12 protein-coding genes are annotated in these 14,926 nt (G+C 60.1%); 8 read left to right on the top strand and 4 right to left on the bottom strand.

Going from position 1 to position 14,926, the window contains the following annotated elements; all coding sequences use genetic code 11:
• Window positions 1–106 precede the first annotated feature (106 nt).
• The 4 genes from AB4O09_RS25885 to AB4O09_RS25870 all read left to right on the top strand — a co-directional run bounded on the left by AB4O09_RS25885 (window position 107) and on the right by AB4O09_RS25870 (window position 3,751).
• Complete coding sequence (locus tag AB4O09_RS25885) at window positions 107–1,267, top strand: hypothetical protein (protein WP_456006188.1); 1,161 nt, start codon at window positions 107–109, stop codon at window positions 1,265–1,267.
• A 296-nt stretch (window positions 1,268–1,563) separates the two neighbouring features.
• The gene (locus tag AB4O09_RS25880) at window positions 1,564–2,268 is read left to right on the top strand and encodes a hypothetical protein (protein ID WP_003197919.1); all 705 of its coding nucleotides are present in this window, start codon (window positions 1,564–1,566) and stop codon (window positions 2,266–2,268) included.
• 38 nt (window positions 2,269–2,306) lie between these two features.
• A complete protein-coding gene (locus AB4O09_RS25875; RefSeq protein ID WP_460107651.1) occupies window positions 2,307–2,960 on the top strand; it encodes an aspartate/glutamate racemase family protein in 654 nt (217 codons plus the stop codon).
• A gap of 41 nt (window positions 2,961–3,001) precedes the next feature.
• Complete coding sequence (locus AB4O09_RS25870; protein WP_003197927.1) at window positions 3,002–3,751, top strand: hydroxypyruvate isomerase family protein; 750 nt, start codon at window positions 3,002–3,004, stop codon at window positions 3,749–3,751.
• A 125-nt stretch (window positions 3,752–3,876) separates the two neighbouring features.
• On the opposite strand, the gene AB4O09_RS25865 is transcribed toward AB4O09_RS25870, so the two are convergent.
• The gene (locus AB4O09_RS25865; RefSeq protein ID WP_003197928.1) at window positions 3,877–4,389 is read right to left on the bottom strand and encodes a GNAT family N-acetyltransferase; all 513 of its coding nucleotides are present in this window, start codon (window positions 4,387–4,389) and stop codon (window positions 3,877–3,879) included.
• 406 nt (window positions 4,390–4,795) lie between these two features.
• On the opposite strand from AB4O09_RS25865, the gene AB4O09_RS25860 reads away from it, so the two are divergent.
• Window positions 4,796–5,341, top strand: a complete 546-nt coding sequence (locus AB4O09_RS25860) for a DUF4256 domain-containing protein (RefSeq protein ID WP_013692300.1) — start codon at window positions 4,796–4,798, stop codon at window positions 5,339–5,341.
• Window positions 5,342–5,398: 57 nt separating this feature from the next.
• Here AB4O09_RS25860 and AB4O09_RS25855 read toward each other — a convergent pair whose 3' ends face one another.
• Together AB4O09_RS25855 and AB4O09_RS25850 are read right to left on the bottom strand one after the other, a co-directional pair.
• Window positions 5,399–6,907, bottom strand: a complete 1,509-nt coding sequence (locus AB4O09_RS25855) for a DUF6630 family protein (RefSeq protein WP_460107648.1) — start codon at window positions 6,905–6,907, stop codon at window positions 5,399–5,401.
• 593 nt (window positions 6,908–7,500) lie between these two features.
• Complete coding sequence (locus AB4O09_RS25850) at window positions 7,501–7,905, bottom strand: DUF488 domain-containing protein (protein ID WP_003197939.1); 405 nt, start codon at window positions 7,903–7,905, stop codon at window positions 7,501–7,503.
• A 184-nt stretch (window positions 7,906–8,089) separates the two neighbouring features.
• Between AB4O09_RS25850 and AB4O09_RS25845 the strand changes: the two genes are divergently transcribed.
• From AB4O09_RS25845 to AB4O09_RS25835, 3 genes are read left to right on the top strand one after another with little or no spacing between them, the layout of a single operon-like run.
• Window positions 8,090–8,926 (top strand): response regulator transcription factor, encoded by an 837-nt coding sequence (locus AB4O09_RS25845; protein WP_223524291.1) that lies wholly within the window; start codon window positions 8,090–8,092, stop codon window positions 8,924–8,926.
• Window positions 8,926–11,313 (top strand): hybrid sensor histidine kinase/response regulator, encoded by a 2,388-nt coding sequence (locus AB4O09_RS25840; protein ID WP_460107646.1) that lies wholly within the window; start codon window positions 8,926–8,928, stop codon window positions 11,311–11,313. Before AB4O09_RS25845 ends, AB4O09_RS25840 begins: the two co-directional genes overlap by 1 nt.
• A 1-nt stretch (window position 11,314) precedes the next feature.
• A complete protein-coding gene (locus AB4O09_RS25835) occupies window positions 11,315–13,663 on the top strand; it encodes a TonB-dependent receptor (RefSeq protein WP_460107643.1) in 2,349 nt (782 codons plus the stop codon).
• On the opposite strand, the gene AB4O09_RS25830 is transcribed toward AB4O09_RS25835, so the two are convergent.
• Window positions 13,647–14,732 (bottom strand): diguanylate cyclase domain-containing protein, encoded by a 1,086-nt coding sequence (locus tag AB4O09_RS25830; RefSeq protein ID WP_460107640.1) that lies wholly within the window; start codon window positions 14,730–14,732, stop codon window positions 13,647–13,649. The two genes, AB4O09_RS25835 and AB4O09_RS25830, sit on opposite strands and share 17 nt — an antisense overlap.
• Window positions 14,733–14,926: the final 194 nt, after the last annotated feature.

The following is a 14,926-nucleotide window of genomic DNA, read 5'->3' as shown; positions in this document are numbered from 1 at the left end:
CAGGCTAAAGGTCATCGACGTGCGGTCGATAGGGTGATTCTGGAGACGTGCGCATCCATCTGTGTTTCTCCTCATTGTTCAGTTTGGAATGGAAAAGGAAAAGGTAATGGAGCAAGAATTCGGCACAACGGACGAGAAACAGAAACCTGCCTCATTCCAACAGGATATCTACGCGGCGCTGAAATTGATGGCGGAGCATTGGGGCCTGATAGGCAGTCTGGGGGCGTTAATCAGTGCGGTGCTCAGTTTTGGAATCCTGATGACGTACGCGAAGGCGATCGATCGGATCGACCTTTTACCGCTGGTGTTCGATAAGAAGCTCTCTGCATTGCTTCCGTGGATGGGAGTGGTTGCCTTTGTCCTGTTTCTTTACATGGTGGTGATGTGTGTCACTACCATGTTCTACGCCTTAGCCGTGTCTTTTTTCAACCAGACGCCCAACCTCAGGCCAACGGTTGCTCGCTGGTTTTTCTGGGCGGCGGTCGTGGGGTCGTTGATTTTTGTGGCCTTTGCGTTCCAGGCGCCTAAGCTCGAGCATTGGATTGTCGCCTTGGTCATCCTTTCAGGCATGAGCGCGGTCTTGGGCTTATCGTTGAAATCGCAAAGAATTCGAATGGCCTTGAAGTTGGTGTCCCTCTTTAACAACCTCAAAGGCCTTGGGGTTTGGTGGCATCAGGCAGGCGTATTCTTTTTTGCCTACTCTATTTTGATAATCGCCGTTTTCGCCGCCGTCTACCCGATGTTGATATTGCTGAAGTCGTACACGGGCAAAGACACCCCGGAAGCGATCAACTCGCTGATGGTCATTTCCATGGTGGCGGTCGTCTTGCTGTTCTTACCAGCCTTGATCTTCTTCGTGAGCAAAAAACATATCGTCGCCCGCGGACTGTTGTCGTTCGGATCGGCATTGCTTGTCACCTTGGTGGTTGTCGCCACGTATCCGGGCGCGAGCTCTACCGTGGTGTTCAAGGCGGCGGGGATGATGGGGGTGCGTGAGACGACTCCACTCAAATATCGGTTGTTGAAGAATTTTGAGGCCAAAGACTTTGATCCGGCGAGCTGGGGAACGGTGGACGCGAGCCTGGATCTCCCGGTTGTAGAGGCCTTTCCACTCTTTTCCCTTGGGGATGTTCTTCTGCTGTGCCCCGGTGACTTGAGCGGCACGCACCTGGGCCAATGGCCAGAACATTCACATGTCTGCATCATCACGCAACGCAGTGACGTGGTGATATTGCCTGGCGCGACGGCCGCGCCCAAGCAAACGTAGACGCCGATCAGGCAAGGTTGCCAATCAAGGACCCCTATACCGGATACCCAGCCAAGTCGTACGCCAGCGTACACCCCATGGTGATGGCAAGATTCGCTTCCGCGCTGGCAACCTGCCTCAGTCCTATCGTGGGCTCATGACCCATTCACAGACGGGGGGAGAGAGTGAATGTCCTGGTTTGATGGGGAATCAGGATTCTGGTGAGACAAAATGCTGCGAACACTGATGATTGTGGGAGCGAGCCTGTTCGCGATGACGTCATTTTAGCCAACACCAATGCCCGGACGCGCCACCTCATGATGAAATGGTTCAATTCCCTCACTCGAACAGACGCCATTGCAACACTGGCTTTGATCGTCTCCATCGCCTCAGCCTACTTCAGCTACCAGCAATACCAGGACAGCGTCGCCAGCCGCAGAACTCCACTCATCATCCGGGTCGGCGCTGAACACAGCAAAGTGTCCTTCTACAAAGCCTACCAGGATGACCAGGAGGTGCTGTTCAAGCAGCGCTACAAAATCATCCTCACCAATAACAGCTTCAACCCGGAAAGCGTTATCGGCTGGCGAATATCGGAACGCAGGGGAAATAGCAGTGACGCGTACGCCGGCATGAATTCAAAGCTGTTCGATTCGACGGGCGAGTCCATGACTTTGCCATTCCTGATCGCCGCGAAAGAAAGCAAGGTGGTCTTCCTGGATGTCGGGCAAAAAGTATCTCCGGCGGCATGGGCAATGGTGGAGCCGCTCGTAGCCTTGCACAAGGAGATGGACTGGTATGAAGCGGAGCAACTGTTTACCAATGCAGGCTATCCGCTGTTCGGGCAGCTCGAACCCGGCGAAAGTACCCTCCACCAAAACCTGAAAGTTGACCGTTGGCGGGCCGGTCCTGCGTACCAGGAATTTCAGTTGCGCTTCAGCAAAGCCGACGGACAAGAAGTGGCGGCAAAGTTGTCGTTGAATGTGAGCGACATTTATCCACAGGGAGAGGCTGAGCGGTAGTTGCTGCTGGCCGAAAAACCTTATCGAGGCACATGAGCATGAAGGCTCCAAGAATTTTCATGATCCACGCAACCCCTTTGGCAATCGAGCCCATCACGGCGGCTTTTACCCGGCATTGGCCGCAGGCACGGATCATCAATTTGCTCGAGGACTCGTTGCCCCAGGACCGGGTGGAAGAGGGCGAGTTGACCACGAGCATGAAAGCGCGCTTCCTGACGCTGTCCCATTACGCCGTACAAAGCGCGGCGGATGCCATTCTGTTTACTTGCTCGGCCTTTGGTGATGCCATCGACCTGGTTAAACCCGAGGTGGCCATTCCCGTGCTCAAGCCGAACGAAGCCATGATCGACCAGGCGCTGAGCCAGGCATCGCGCATTGCTGTGCTGGCAACGTTCGAACCCACCATTACCTCGATGATGCCCGAGTTCAAGCAAGCGGCAGAGCGCAGTGGCCGCGCGGTGGAAGTGGTGCCCTATTTCGTTTCGGGGGCATTGCAGGCGTTGAAAGACGGCAACCCGCAAGCCCACGATGCCGCCATCGTGGAAATGGCCGCCCGGGTCGAGGGTTGCGACCTGATCTGTTTCGCCCAGTTTTCGATGACCAGTGCTGCCGAACAGGCCCAGGCTCGCTCCGGACTACCGGTATTGACCACACCCGACAGTGCCGTGCTGGCGCTGCGCAAGTTGCTCTAAACGGATGATTTCGTTTCTTCCCAGGATGGATGATTTACCCAATGCCCAAGTTCAACGCTCATCTCGGTTTTCAATTCAATGAAGTGCCTTTTCTACAACGCATCGAAGCCGCCGCTGCTGCGGGCTTTCGCGCGGTGGAATTCCCGTCGCCCTATGAGTTCGACGCCAGTCTTCTGGCCGATCATCTGACTCGACACAACCTGCCGTTGATCCAGTTCGCTGCACCGGCTGGCGTGACCAAAGGCATCGCAGCCTTGCACGGCAAGGACGAGGAGTTTCGCAGCGGCTTGCTCCAGGCTGCTCGCTATGCAAAGGCGCTGGCGTGTTCGGATGTCCACATCATGTCGGGCGTTACGACTCAGGAAGACGCCGCGCTTATCTATGGGCGCAATCTGGAGTACGCCGTCAAATTTCTCGAAGACCAGGGGTTGCGGCCGTTGATCGAAGTCATCTGCGTGCAGGAAATGCCGGACTACTACATGTCCGACTTCAGCAGGGCGCAGCAGGTGCTGGAGACGTTCCCGAGTGTTGGGCTGATCCTCGATCTTTACCATGCCCAACGGCTGACCGGGGACGCGGCGGATATCCTGGCTCGTTTCTATGACCGAACCGTCCATGTACAAATTGCCGACTGTCCGGGGCGTCATGAACCAGGGACGGGGAGCATGGATTTTGCGGCTTTGTTCGCAGACCTGGAGCGGCGTGGCTACCAAGGGTGGATCGGCTGTGAATACCGTCCCGCCGGCTCTACCGTGGCAGGCCTTGATTGGATCAAGCAGTTCAGTGCTTAACTGAAGGAGTGTGAAGGCATTATCTTGAGCGCCGGGTACTTCAAGGAAGTCATTTCCCCTTCCGATACGACGCGCTCTTTTTCGAGGAGCCAGAATCTCAAAGTCCGATTTTGCACCACAGGCCCTTAGCCAATGGGCTTTTCCATCAAGCGCAAGCGCAGTTCTGGCTTGTCCTGTCTGGGCCCGATATCAGTCCAACCATGGTGGCTATAAAACTGCGCCGCCCTCTGGTTCGTTTCGCTCACCGACAATCTCATCCGCTCGCAGCCCAGCCCCGCAAGAAAGTCGGTCGCGTAAGCCAACAGCAACTTCCCGGCACCGCGTGATCGCCAGTCAGGGATGAGATAGAAAAAGTGGATGTAACCCACTGCAGGTTCTGTCTTCAGCAGCGATATCTCTATCTGTCCCACAATCCGTGTTTCATCCCAGGCATGGACAACGCTGCCAGGAACCGCGGCTGCTTTTTCTTGCAGCGACTGAAGGTATCGCTGCCTACCATCGGGACCGTGTAGCTGTTGTGCGCAACCAAACGCACACAGCAGCATGTCCTCGAAGAAATGCACGCAAACGTCGCTGTCTTGATCAAGGTTGGCTGGACGAAAACTCAGGGACGAGTCTGAAGCGTTTTCTGTAACCATTGGGCAGCACTCAGGCCTCATTTTGGCGGGCAACGTGGAACAAGGCCCCTCGCTGGACGGTGTGAAATACGCTGTCTAGAGTGAAGTATTCGCTCTGAATGCAACATCGGGAGGGATTCCAATGAACCACCTTAACGACTACACCAATCAAGACGAAGCGCTGAATAAAAAAACCTGGCGCTGGCGCCCAAAGAACGGCGAGACGGCGTAAAAACCACATTGTTTTTTACGCCGGATACCGAGTTCGACTCTAAACCATTGACCTTGACGACCGGCAGCTATCCCTTTACCCCGATAGGAAGCCTTGGCATTACGCAGGTGAGTACCACCGGGCAGGTCTTTATTCTAGCCTCCTGTGGGCAATAAGTGCGGGGCTTGCAACCGACCATCAATGGATTCCAGGACCATGAAAAAACAAGAACAAGAAAGTTTGCTCAACACCCTGAAGGCCCGCTTCGACCAAAATCCCCAACGCCACCCAGGTATCTCTTGGGCCGACATCCAAGCCCGGCTTGAAGCCAACCCCAATGCCCTGAAGTCCCTCCAGGCCATGGAAGCCACCGGAGGCGAGCCGGACGTGATCGGCCTCGATCCGAAAACCGGCGCTGTCACCTTCTGCGATTGCGCCAAAGAAAGCCCAACCGGTCGCCGAAGCCTCTGCTACGACCGCGCCGCCCTGGATGCACGCAAGGAGAACAAGCCCAAGGGCAGTGCCGTCGAAATGGCCGAAGAAATGGGTATCGCCCTGCTGACGGAAGACCAGTACCGAGCTCTGCAAACGCTCGGTGAGTTTGATGCCAAGACATCCAGTTGGCTGGCAACCCCTCCAGCGCTTCGCTCGCTCGATGGGGCGATTTTTGGCGACTACCGTTATGGCCGGGTGTTCATCTACCACAATGGCGTGCAGTCGTATTACGCGGCGCGCGGGTTTCGCGGCGTGCTAAGTATCTAAGCAAACCTGTGGCGAGGGCGCTTGCTCCCTCGCCACAAAAGCTCCTGCGTAACCGTCTCACTCAAAAACCAAAACCTCACACCCCTTGGCCTCAACCATCTCACTGAACTCCGGCAACCGCGCCACAAACTCTGTCTCAAACGCCAGGTACCGATCCTGCGCCGGCACGTAACGAACATCCGGTTTAATACGCGGGATGTCCTTGGTCGACAGCTTCACCACCTCATTGCTGCGTTGATTCCAAAACCACGCCAGCGTCTGCGACCCAAACGTATTGGCGCGATAACTCCACACCCACCAATCCCCATGCCCCCGGGACACATGAAGCTGCCCGTGAAACGTGCGCAAGGTAATGACCTGCTTGGGCTGCGTGACGAGCAGGCGCGTGTCCTGGCGCAGTTCACTGCCGAAACCATCCAATGTCGCCTTTGTCGCAGTGCCAGTCATGAAGTTGAAGCGCCACGCCAACAGCACCGTCTCCTGATAACCCGAGTGCTCGACGTTCTGCCGCGCGCCTTCGCTGAACAGCAGGATCTCGTCACCCCCCAGGTACGCGGTTGAGGCCCGCAGCTTATAGGCCTCAGCGGGCATCGGTTTGGCGACGATGGCCTGGTGCGGCGGGTCTTGATTCCAGACCCAGCACTTCGGGCCGTTGTGCTGCATGAACAGCAAGCGGCCAGGGCCGATGGGCAGAATCGTCAGTTCATCCGCGTACTCGAAAATCACCTCGCTGCTGTCCGCCGTGATCCGCCAGATCCGCGTCAAATGCTCGGGTTCGTAAATACGCTGGCGTTCGAATATCTCCGAGCCCACCACCACGCAGGGCTGTTCAACCTCCGGCCACTGCACCCCGGCAGGTCCGAACGTCGCGATCTCATCGCCTTGCCGAATCTCGTACTGGTAACGGTCATCCGCACTGTAATCGCCGCGTACGACCCGACGTTTCCACAGGCTGCGCTGGGCATCGGCATCGATGAGCTGCAAGTCCGCGCCGTCCACGCCATCGGTCCGGTGTTCGAGCATGTCCTGTTCGGCGGGCGGCCACTGGTTGTAATCGATCAGGAAGCACAACCACTGGTCTTCGTCCTGCTCGGTGATGGCGGCCCAACCGTTGCGGTAGTTGTATTCATGCACATAGGTGGTGCCGGGATAGTCATGGACTTCCTGCAGCCAATTCAACTTGCTGCGTTTGGCCTTGGGTTTTTTGCGCTCGACTGCGACAGGTTTCGGCGGCTCGATCAACGTTGGCGTGTAGCCTGGCTCTGCGTTTTGTTCCCGCCAGTGTTGTGCAAACGCCTCGCGCTGATCGACCGGGACAATCACCGGCCGATAATCATCGCCACCGGCATCCAGGTTCCACAAGTCGTAACCCTGAGCCGCCAACACCGGCGCCAGCGCCTCGAAGCAGACCTCGGGCATCTCGTTGGACAGCTCATCCAACAACGCCTCGAATTCCGGGCCGGAAAACACACCGATGTCGGGATAGTAATGTTGCAACAGCCCGAGCAAGTCGTTGCCCGGTGTTTTCCAATCGATATGAACCAACGGATCAAATGGCGATTGCATCGCGGCTGTCTTCCTTGTGGTTTCTCTGCGCGCCATCTTAGCCGCACGCCGCCGAACTTAAGCAAACCAATTACCCCGTGGAGAGGTCTGTGCAGTGCATTGATTGTTCCCACACTCTGCGTCACCTCGCAGAAGCGGAACGCGGAGCGTCCCTGGCGGCGTTCCCACGCGGAGCGTGAGGAACGATCTTCCACCGCCGCCGCACCCTGATCGTTCCCACGCTCTGCGTGGGCATGCATCCCGTGACGCTCTGCGTCACCTCGCAGAAGCGGAACGCGGAGCGTCCCTGGCGGCGTTCCCACGCGGAGCGTGAGGAACGATCTTCCACCGCCGCCGCACCCTGATCGTTCCCACGCTCTGCGTGGGCATGCATCCCGTGACGCTCTGCGTCACCTCGCAGAAGCGGAACGCGGAGCGTCCCTGGCGGCGTTCCCACGCGGAGCGTGAGGAACGATCTTCCTCCGCCGCCGCACCCTGATCGTTCCCACGCTCTGCGTGGGCATGCATCCCGTGACGCTCTGCGTCACCTCGCAGAAGCGGAACGCGGAGCATCCCTGGCGGCGTTCCCACGCGGGAGCGTGGGAACGATCAACTCAAAGCTCCGGAAACTCAGACAAATAACAAACCGGCGAACTCCCCTCCGCCCGTTTCTCCACCTCATCCTCCAACCACTGCGCCAACACCACCGCATTGTTCTCAACCGTCGACTTGGCCGCATACACCAACGTCAGCGTCCCATCCCGCGCAATATCCACCAGCTTCCACCAATGCTCTGGCCGCGCCGCCAGCTCACGCCGATACGCCACGCTGAACTCGGCAAACGAAACCGCCCCCGCCTTGAACGCCTTGCGCAACTCATGGGAAGGCCCGACCTCCGGCAGCCACTGCGCAATCGCCAACGCATCCTTGCGGCAATTGCGCGGCCACAAGCGGTCCACCAGAACCCGTACGCCATCCTCGGCGCTGGCTGTTTCATAGGCGCGTTTGCACTGGATCATCAAAGCCTGCCTGTCGAAGTAGGATCGCCTCAGCATAGCGGCCATGGACATATCGGCGCCTTCAAGTCTTCGCCGCACCTGCCGCTATTGGTGTAACGATTTTTACCGATCCATCGATTTTGCGTTGCGATACCGTTGCTTTCCGGCAATTAATTGGCAAACGCACGATAAGAGAACGTAGCGAATGGACGACGGACGATACGAAAGGCGGGCGGCTCTGGAGGCAAGCGCGGCGGTGTCGTCCGAGCCGCCGCATATTCTGCTGATCGACGACGTCCCGGAGGATATCCGTGCGACGCTCATCTTGCTCAAGGCCCAACCCTGGCGCATTTCCCTGGCCAGCGATGCTCACCAGGGTTATCAGCGGGCACTGGCCTTGCGTCCGGATTTGATCGTGCTGGACGTGCACATGCCGCACATGAACGGTTTCAGCCTGTGCCGGCTGTTGCGCGAGGCGCCGGCGACACGGCACACGCCCATCCTGTTCCTGTCATCGGCCAACAGCTCCATCGAACGCCTGGAAGGGCTCACCGTGGGCGGGGTGGATTACATCCCCAAGTCCTGCGCGCCCGAGGAAGTGCTGGCGCGTATCAAGATCCACCTGCAATTGACCTGGCGCGCGCCGCCCACCCACCAACAGAACCCGGCGGATCCGGAGCCGGAAGGCGATGAGATCGTCCTGCGCGCCGCGATGCGGTTGATCGAAGACCACCTCGATGACATGCCGTCCCTGGTCCAACTGGCGCAAAAAGTCGGCACTCACGAGAAACGTCTCTCGCGAATCTTTCGCGAGCACCTGGGGCTGACCGTGTTCGCCTACATTCGCGACGCACGACTGCGGCGCGGCCAGGATCTGCTTTCCGAAAGCGCCATGAGCGTGCAAGACGTTGCCGAACTGGTGGGCTTTCGCAACGCCTGCAACTTCACCACGGCCTTCCGCCAGCGAATCGGCATGACGCCCAGCCAGTTTCGCCAGCAAGCCCTGGGCATCACCGAAACCGAGTTGGCCGGGCGCGCCTGATGCGGCTCCTACAGGTTTTATTGCTGACGATAGCGTTGTTATCCACAGGCTTGCTGCGCGCCGCGCCTGTGGATATCTGCCGGGCTGACCACCTGGACCTGATGCCCGCGATACAGATTTTCGAGGACACCCAGGCCAGCCTGAGCCAGGAAGAAGTCACTCAACTACCCAACACGTATTTCAACCACGCAACCCCAGGCTGGCCGACCCAAGGCTACAGCCGCTCCGCCTTCTGGTTGAAAGTGCAGCTCAGCAACTCAAGTACTGCGGCGTGTTCGCGCCTGCTGGTGGTCGGCGCGCCGCGCCTGGAAGACATCCGCGTCTATCAACCGGGTCAGGATGCCCACGCCGGCGGCGCCTATCCCTTGGCCGAATGGCCGCAGCCGGCGACACGTCAGCCGGCGTTCCCGGTCTCGCTGGCGGCAGGGGAGAGCGCCACGCTGTTCATCCGCGTGGCGAGCAATTTCCAGATGTTGCTGGAGCCGGAACTGTGGTCCGAACCGGCGCTGCTGCGCAGTCAGCAACAGACCTACCTGAGCGACGGACTCACCCTCGGCATTGTCCTGCTGGTGGTCCCGTTCGGTTTCATCGTCGGCTGGATCCTGCGCTCCCAACTGCTGACCGTGAACGCGGGCGCGATATTTAGCTACATCCTGCTGACCTGCATCCTCAACGGCTACCTGATCTATTGGCCCACCGCACTCGGCTGGACACGCGAGCTGCTGACCTGCGCCAGCGCGTTCTCGTTCGTACTCTTCCTGGCCTACATACGCGTCCTGTTGCAGGTTGCCCGTCTGCCCGGAATCATCGGCTGGAGCTATTGGGTGCCGCTGCTGGGCTGCATCCTCGGCCGACTCTGGTGGCTGAAGATCGATCCAGTCCAAGGCGCGCAGATCGTCCAGATATCCTTGATGAGTTTCTATGGCGTACTGCTTGCCACGCTCTTCATGGCTTGGCGCGCACGACTGAGCTACAACTGGATGGCCTGGCTGGTGCCGGCGCTGTTGCTTGGGCAATTGCTAATGCGGCTGTTCTTCCCCCAGGAGCAATTGCCCTGGCAGTCGCCGCAAAGCAAATACAGCCTATCGTCCACCCTGGCGGGCGTGGCGTTGCTGGTGTGTACGTTGATCATGGAAGTCGCCCGCAGTCGCAACCGTGAAAAAAACGCCCTGTCCACCCTCGACCAACAACGCCAAGCCGAACAGGAACGCCTGGAAAGCACCGTGGCCCTGCGCACGTCGCAGTTGCGCGAATCCCTGGCGGCGCGCAGTGCGTTGATGGCGCGGATCAGCCACGACCTGCGCTCGCCGCTGGTACGCATCATCGACTACGCGCGGCTGCTGCACGCCGGCCCCAACCGCGATTATCAAGCCACGATCGAGCGCAACGCCCGTCAGCAACTGGAACTGATCGACGAGATGCTCGAGTTCTCCCATGGCGAGCTGGAGCAGATGCAACTGACCCTCGCGCCGGGTTATCTGTACGGCTTCCTCACTGAGATCGCAGACGAAGCGGGCTTTCTCGCCGCACGCCAGGGCAACACCTTTGAGGCGGTGCTGGCGGATGACCTGCCGCCACTGGTAGAGGCCGATTTCAAACGCCTCCGGCAGATCCTCATGAACCTCCTGGCGAACGCGGCGAAATTCACTCGCAACGGCCAGATCCGTTTCGAAGTGAGCGCTTCTTCAGGTGCGAGCACCAATACCGTGGAACTGCGCTTCAGCGTGATCGACACCGGCATCGGCATCGATCCGCAGGAATTCGAACAACTCCTGCAACCGTTCCGCCGCGGCCGCAATGCCCAGCGCTACGAAGGCAGCGGGCTGGGCCTGTCCATCGTCACGCAACTGCTGGAACGCATGGACAGCCGCCTCGAACCCCAAACCACAGGGCAGGGCAGCCACTTCAGTTTTCGCCTGCAACTGAACTGCGCCCAAGAACACGACCTGGAAAACGGCATCGTCGACAACAACGCCACGCCATTCGACGGCCAGGGCAAACACGTCCTGCTGGTGGACGACATCGAACAGAACAGCGAATGGCTCTACGACCTGCTGGCCGGTTACGGCTTCGACGTGAGCATGGCGGCGAACGGCGAAGACGCCTTGGCCTGCCTGGCTGAACAATCGATTGACCTGCTGATCAGCGACCAGATGATGCCCGGCATGGACGGCTGGGAACTGCTGCGCCAAGTGCGCGACGGTCCGCGCGATCTACCCGTGATGCTTTATTCCGCAGTGCCGCCACGCAGACCGGAGAACTATCCACAGGACCTGGCCTTCGACGCAGTACTGCTCAAGCCCGCCGACAGCCGCGAATTGCTGGCGTGCGTCAAGGCTCTGGCCTGCGCGGACACGGCGGGTCCGGCGATGGCTCGGGAGCAATAGCGTGCAGGGTTGGGGTTACCGACTGCTTTTGCTCGGCAGCCTTTCGATGGTGCCCTGGGCGAAGGTCCAGGCCGAACAAACGGTGCCCAGCGTCCTCACGCTCGACGAAACCACCGTCACCGCCCGCCGCCGCGAGGAAGACCCGCAAAACGTGCCGATCCCGATCAACGTCCTCTACGGCGATCAATTGGACGAAGCCGGCCTGCACCGGCTGCAAGACATCCAACAACGCGTGCCGGGCTTGATAGTGTCCGGCCACGATGCCCGCTACGCCGGCTTCGGCCTGCGCGGCTTCGGCGCCACCGCCTACAACGAAGGCCTGGAAGGCAGCGTCGGCACCTACGTCGATGGCGTTTACCAGGCGCGCCAGGGCATGGCCTTCACCGAGTTGATGGACATCGAGCGCATCGAAGTTTTACGCGGGCCCCAAGGCACCTTGTTCGGCAAAAACACCACCGCCGGCGCGCTGAACATCATCACCAAACAACCGACGTTCCAGCCCGAAGCCAACCTCGAAGCCCGCTACGGCGAGCGCGGTTTGCGTGAGTATCGCGGGACGATTTCCGGGCCGCTGCAAGACGACGTGCTGGCCGGCCGCCTCAACGTTTTCGACAGCGCCTCCGATGGCGCCGTGGAAAACCTGCAAGACGGCAGCCGCCTCGGCGACGCCGACAGCCAGGGCCTGCGCGGCCAATTGCTGTGGACGCCGAACCCGGACTTCAGCGCCCGCCTGATCGCCGACTATGCCGAGCAAAACGAAGCCGGCAACGTCCTGCTGGTCAATCATTACGGCGAGCAAACCCGCAAACGCGCCAAGTTCCTCGGCTATCCACTGACCGAGCCCGACCCCTACAAACGCGAGTCCCGCATCGACGCGCCGGGCCATCCACAAACCCTGCAGAACGGCGTCTCACTGGAGTTGAACTGGGACCTCGACGAGGCGATGCGCTTCACCAGCATCACCGCCTACCGCGACTGGGACTACCGCGCCACCCGCGACAGCGACAGTACCGCGCTGTCGGTGATCCAGTCCGAAACCGAGCTGGGCCACCGGCAGTTCAGCCAGGAATGGCGCCTGTCCGGCACAGCCGGCTCGTCCGTCGACTACGTCGCCGGCCTTTACTACCTGCGCCAGCAGCTCGACCGGCAGATCGACGCCGAGTTCGGCAAGGACGCCGCGCCCTGGTTCGTCGGCGATCAACTGGAGCAACTGAAGAAACTGGGCATCAACATCACCGATCCGAGCCAGGTGCCGGCCATGCTGCTGGACGGCGCCCGGCAACGTTACGACGGCGAGCAGAAGGGCGACAGCCGGGCGATTTTCGGCCAGCTCTCCTGGCGCCCGATTGACCCGCTGGAACTCACCGGCGGCCTGCGCTACAGCCAGGAGCGCAAGGACGGCTGGATCTCCCGCGACGTCAGCAACCTCGCCCCGCTGACTGGCTTGCCCCCGGTGTTCCAGGCCGGTGGGCAATTGCTGCGCGACATTGCCCTCGGTGGTGCTTATTACCGCGAAGATTCGATTGAAGAACACAACGTCTCCAGCCTCCTCAGCGCCAGCTACCGTTTCAGCGAGGCGGTGATGGGCTACGTCAGCTGGTCGCGGGGCTACAAGGCCGGCGGCATCAACTTCGACGTGGTCGGCCCGTTCACCGCGCCGACCTTCGAACCCGAGCGGGCCACATCACTGGAACTGGGCATGAAGACGCGGTTCTGGGATGAACGCGCGCTGCTCGACCTCGCCATTTACCAGACCGACGTCGACAACTACCAAGCGCTCACCTACAGCCCGCCCACCTCGCTGTTCGCGCCACCCCTGCGGGACAATCTGATCAACGTCGGCAAAGTCCGCCTGCGCGGCATCGAACTCGATTCGGCCTGGCAACTTACCCCCAAACTCACCGGCCGCCTGGGCCTGGCCTGGAGCGATGCGCGCTACCGCAGCTTCCCCAACGCCCCGTGCCCACCGGCCTCGGGCCAATGGACCTGCGACCTCAGCGGCGAGCGCCTCTACAACGCGCCGGAATGGACCCTCAGCAGCGGCCTCGACCACACCCACCCGCTGCCCTACGGATTGGAAGCCTTCAGCGGCATCGACTACAGCTTTCGCACCGGCTACTCCGGCACCCTCGAAGGTGGCGAAGGCAGCTATCAACCCAGCTACGGCCTCACCAACCTGCGCCTGGGCCTGCGCAGCCAGGACCGTGCCTGGGAAGTCGAAGGCTGGGTGCGTAACCTCTTCGACCGCAACTACATCACAGCCGTCTATTCACTGCTCGGCACCGGCGACTACGGCGTCATGACCGGCAGCGAACGCACCCTCGGCACCACCGTCAGGCTTCGCTATTGACCGAAATAAACCGCGTCGGACAAAACGCCAAACGATTACCACCGGCCTTCTTCGACAGATACATGGCCTGATCCGCCTTACTGATCAGCCCATCGATCTCATGCCCATGCTCAGGGTAAAACGCCACCCCGATACTCGCCGCGATCTCCACCGTTTGCGCGCCAATCAAAATCGGCGCATTCGCCGCCGCCAGCATCCGCTTGAGCAACGGCTCGCAGTCCTCCACCGCCTGCAACCCCACCAGCCCGGCAACAAACTCATCACCCCCCAGCCGCGCCAACGTATCGCCCTCACGCAACGTCGCATTGATCCGCGCCGCGACAATCTGCAACACCCGGTCCCCCCAGTCATGCCCGTAGCTGTCGTTCAGCGCCTTGAACCCATCCAGATCAATAAACGCAATCGCCACCTTCTGCTGATAAATACGCGCCTTGCCCAACGCCTGACGCATCCGCTCGGCCAACAACAACCGATTGGGCAACTGCGTGAGCGCGTCATATCGCGCATCGCGCTCCAGCAACTGCAGCCGCTGCTTCATCTGCGTCATGTCGCTGAACAGCGCCACATAGTGCTGAACATTGCCGTGACGGTCATGCACGGCACTGATGCTGATTCGCGACGTCATTTCCCGGCCATCCTTGTGGTTGCTCTGAATCTCACCGGACCAATGCCCGTGGAAATCCAACGCGTTTTTCATTGGCGCGTAAAAAGCGGTGAGGCGACGGACCATGCGATGGGAGTTCAGCTCGCGGCCCTTGATCTCTTCCTGCCCGTAACCGGTGAGCCGCGTGAAGGCCTCGTTCACGGCGATGACCCGGCCGAAGGGGTCGACCAGGATGATGCCTTCGCGGGCGTGGCTGAACACAGTGGCGGCCAGCTCTGGGCACACGGTGTTGAGGCGACGGTCGAGCGTGGCTTCGTCACGGGTGGCCGGCCATATGTTGGGATCGAAGCCTTGCTGGGCCAGGTAGGCGGCCAGGGATGACAGCGCTCGGTGCAGCCGGGTCAGGGCATGCGTGGCGAGCCTGGAGTTGAGGCAATAGCTCCGGATGAAGGTGCGTAGGTTCATGGGGGGGACACGGTGCTCGGTTGCAGCGGTAGGGGGTGAGTGGAGAAGGGATTATCGACGCGGGGGATTGGAGGGGCGTTTGCTGGAGCGGATGGGAGCTTTGCGGGAAGGGATGGAGTGGAAAGATTTTCGGGACGTGACTGCGCACCATAGCGACTTACAGTGCGCAGGTTTTATCAAGGCCTTGCGTCAAG

The organism is Pseudomonas sp. H1_F01 (genome assembly GCF_054681425.1).
The sequence above is the reverse complement of the archived record's forward strand: the minus strand, read 5'-3'. Positions and strand labels throughout refer to the sequence as shown.

Coding starts and splice junctions, on each gene's coding strand:
- AB4O09_RS25875 (WP_460107651.1), top strand. CDS start 2,307: ATGAAGGCTCCAAGAATTTTCATGATCCACGCAACCCCTTTGGCAATC.
- AB4O09_RS25865 (WP_003197928.1), bottom strand. CDS start 4,389: ATGGTTACAGAAAACGCTTCAGACTCGTCCCTGAGTTTTCGTCCAGCC.
- AB4O09_RS25840 (WP_460107646.1), top strand. CDS start 8,926: ATGCGGCTCCTACAGGTTTTATTGCTGACGATAGCGTTGTTATCCACA.
- AB4O09_RS25855 (WP_460107648.1), bottom strand. CDS start 6,907: ATGCAATCGCCATTTGATCCGTTGGTTCATATCGATTGGAAAACACCG.
- AB4O09_RS25860 (WP_013692300.1), top strand. CDS start 4,796: ATGAAAAAACAAGAACAAGAAAGTTTGCTCAACACCCTGAAGGCCCGC.
- AB4O09_RS25880 (WP_003197919.1), top strand. CDS start 1,564: ATGATGAAATGGTTCAATTCCCTCACTCGAACAGACGCCATTGCAACA.
- AB4O09_RS25845 (WP_223524291.1), top strand. CDS start 8,090: ATGGACGACGGACGATACGAAAGGCGGGCGGCTCTGGAGGCAAGCGCG.
- AB4O09_RS25830 (WP_460107640.1), bottom strand. CDS start 14,732: ATGAACCTACGCACCTTCATCCGGAGCTATTGCCTCAACTCCAGGCTC.
- AB4O09_RS25850 (WP_003197939.1), bottom strand. CDS start 7,905: ATGATCCAGTGCAAACGCGCCTATGAAACAGCCAGCGCCGAGGATGGC.
- AB4O09_RS25870 (WP_003197927.1), top strand. CDS start 3,002: ATGCCCAAGTTCAACGCTCATCTCGGTTTTCAATTCAATGAAGTGCCT.
- AB4O09_RS25885 (WP_456006188.1), top strand. CDS start 107: ATGGAGCAAGAATTCGGCACAACGGACGAGAAACAGAAACCTGCCTCA.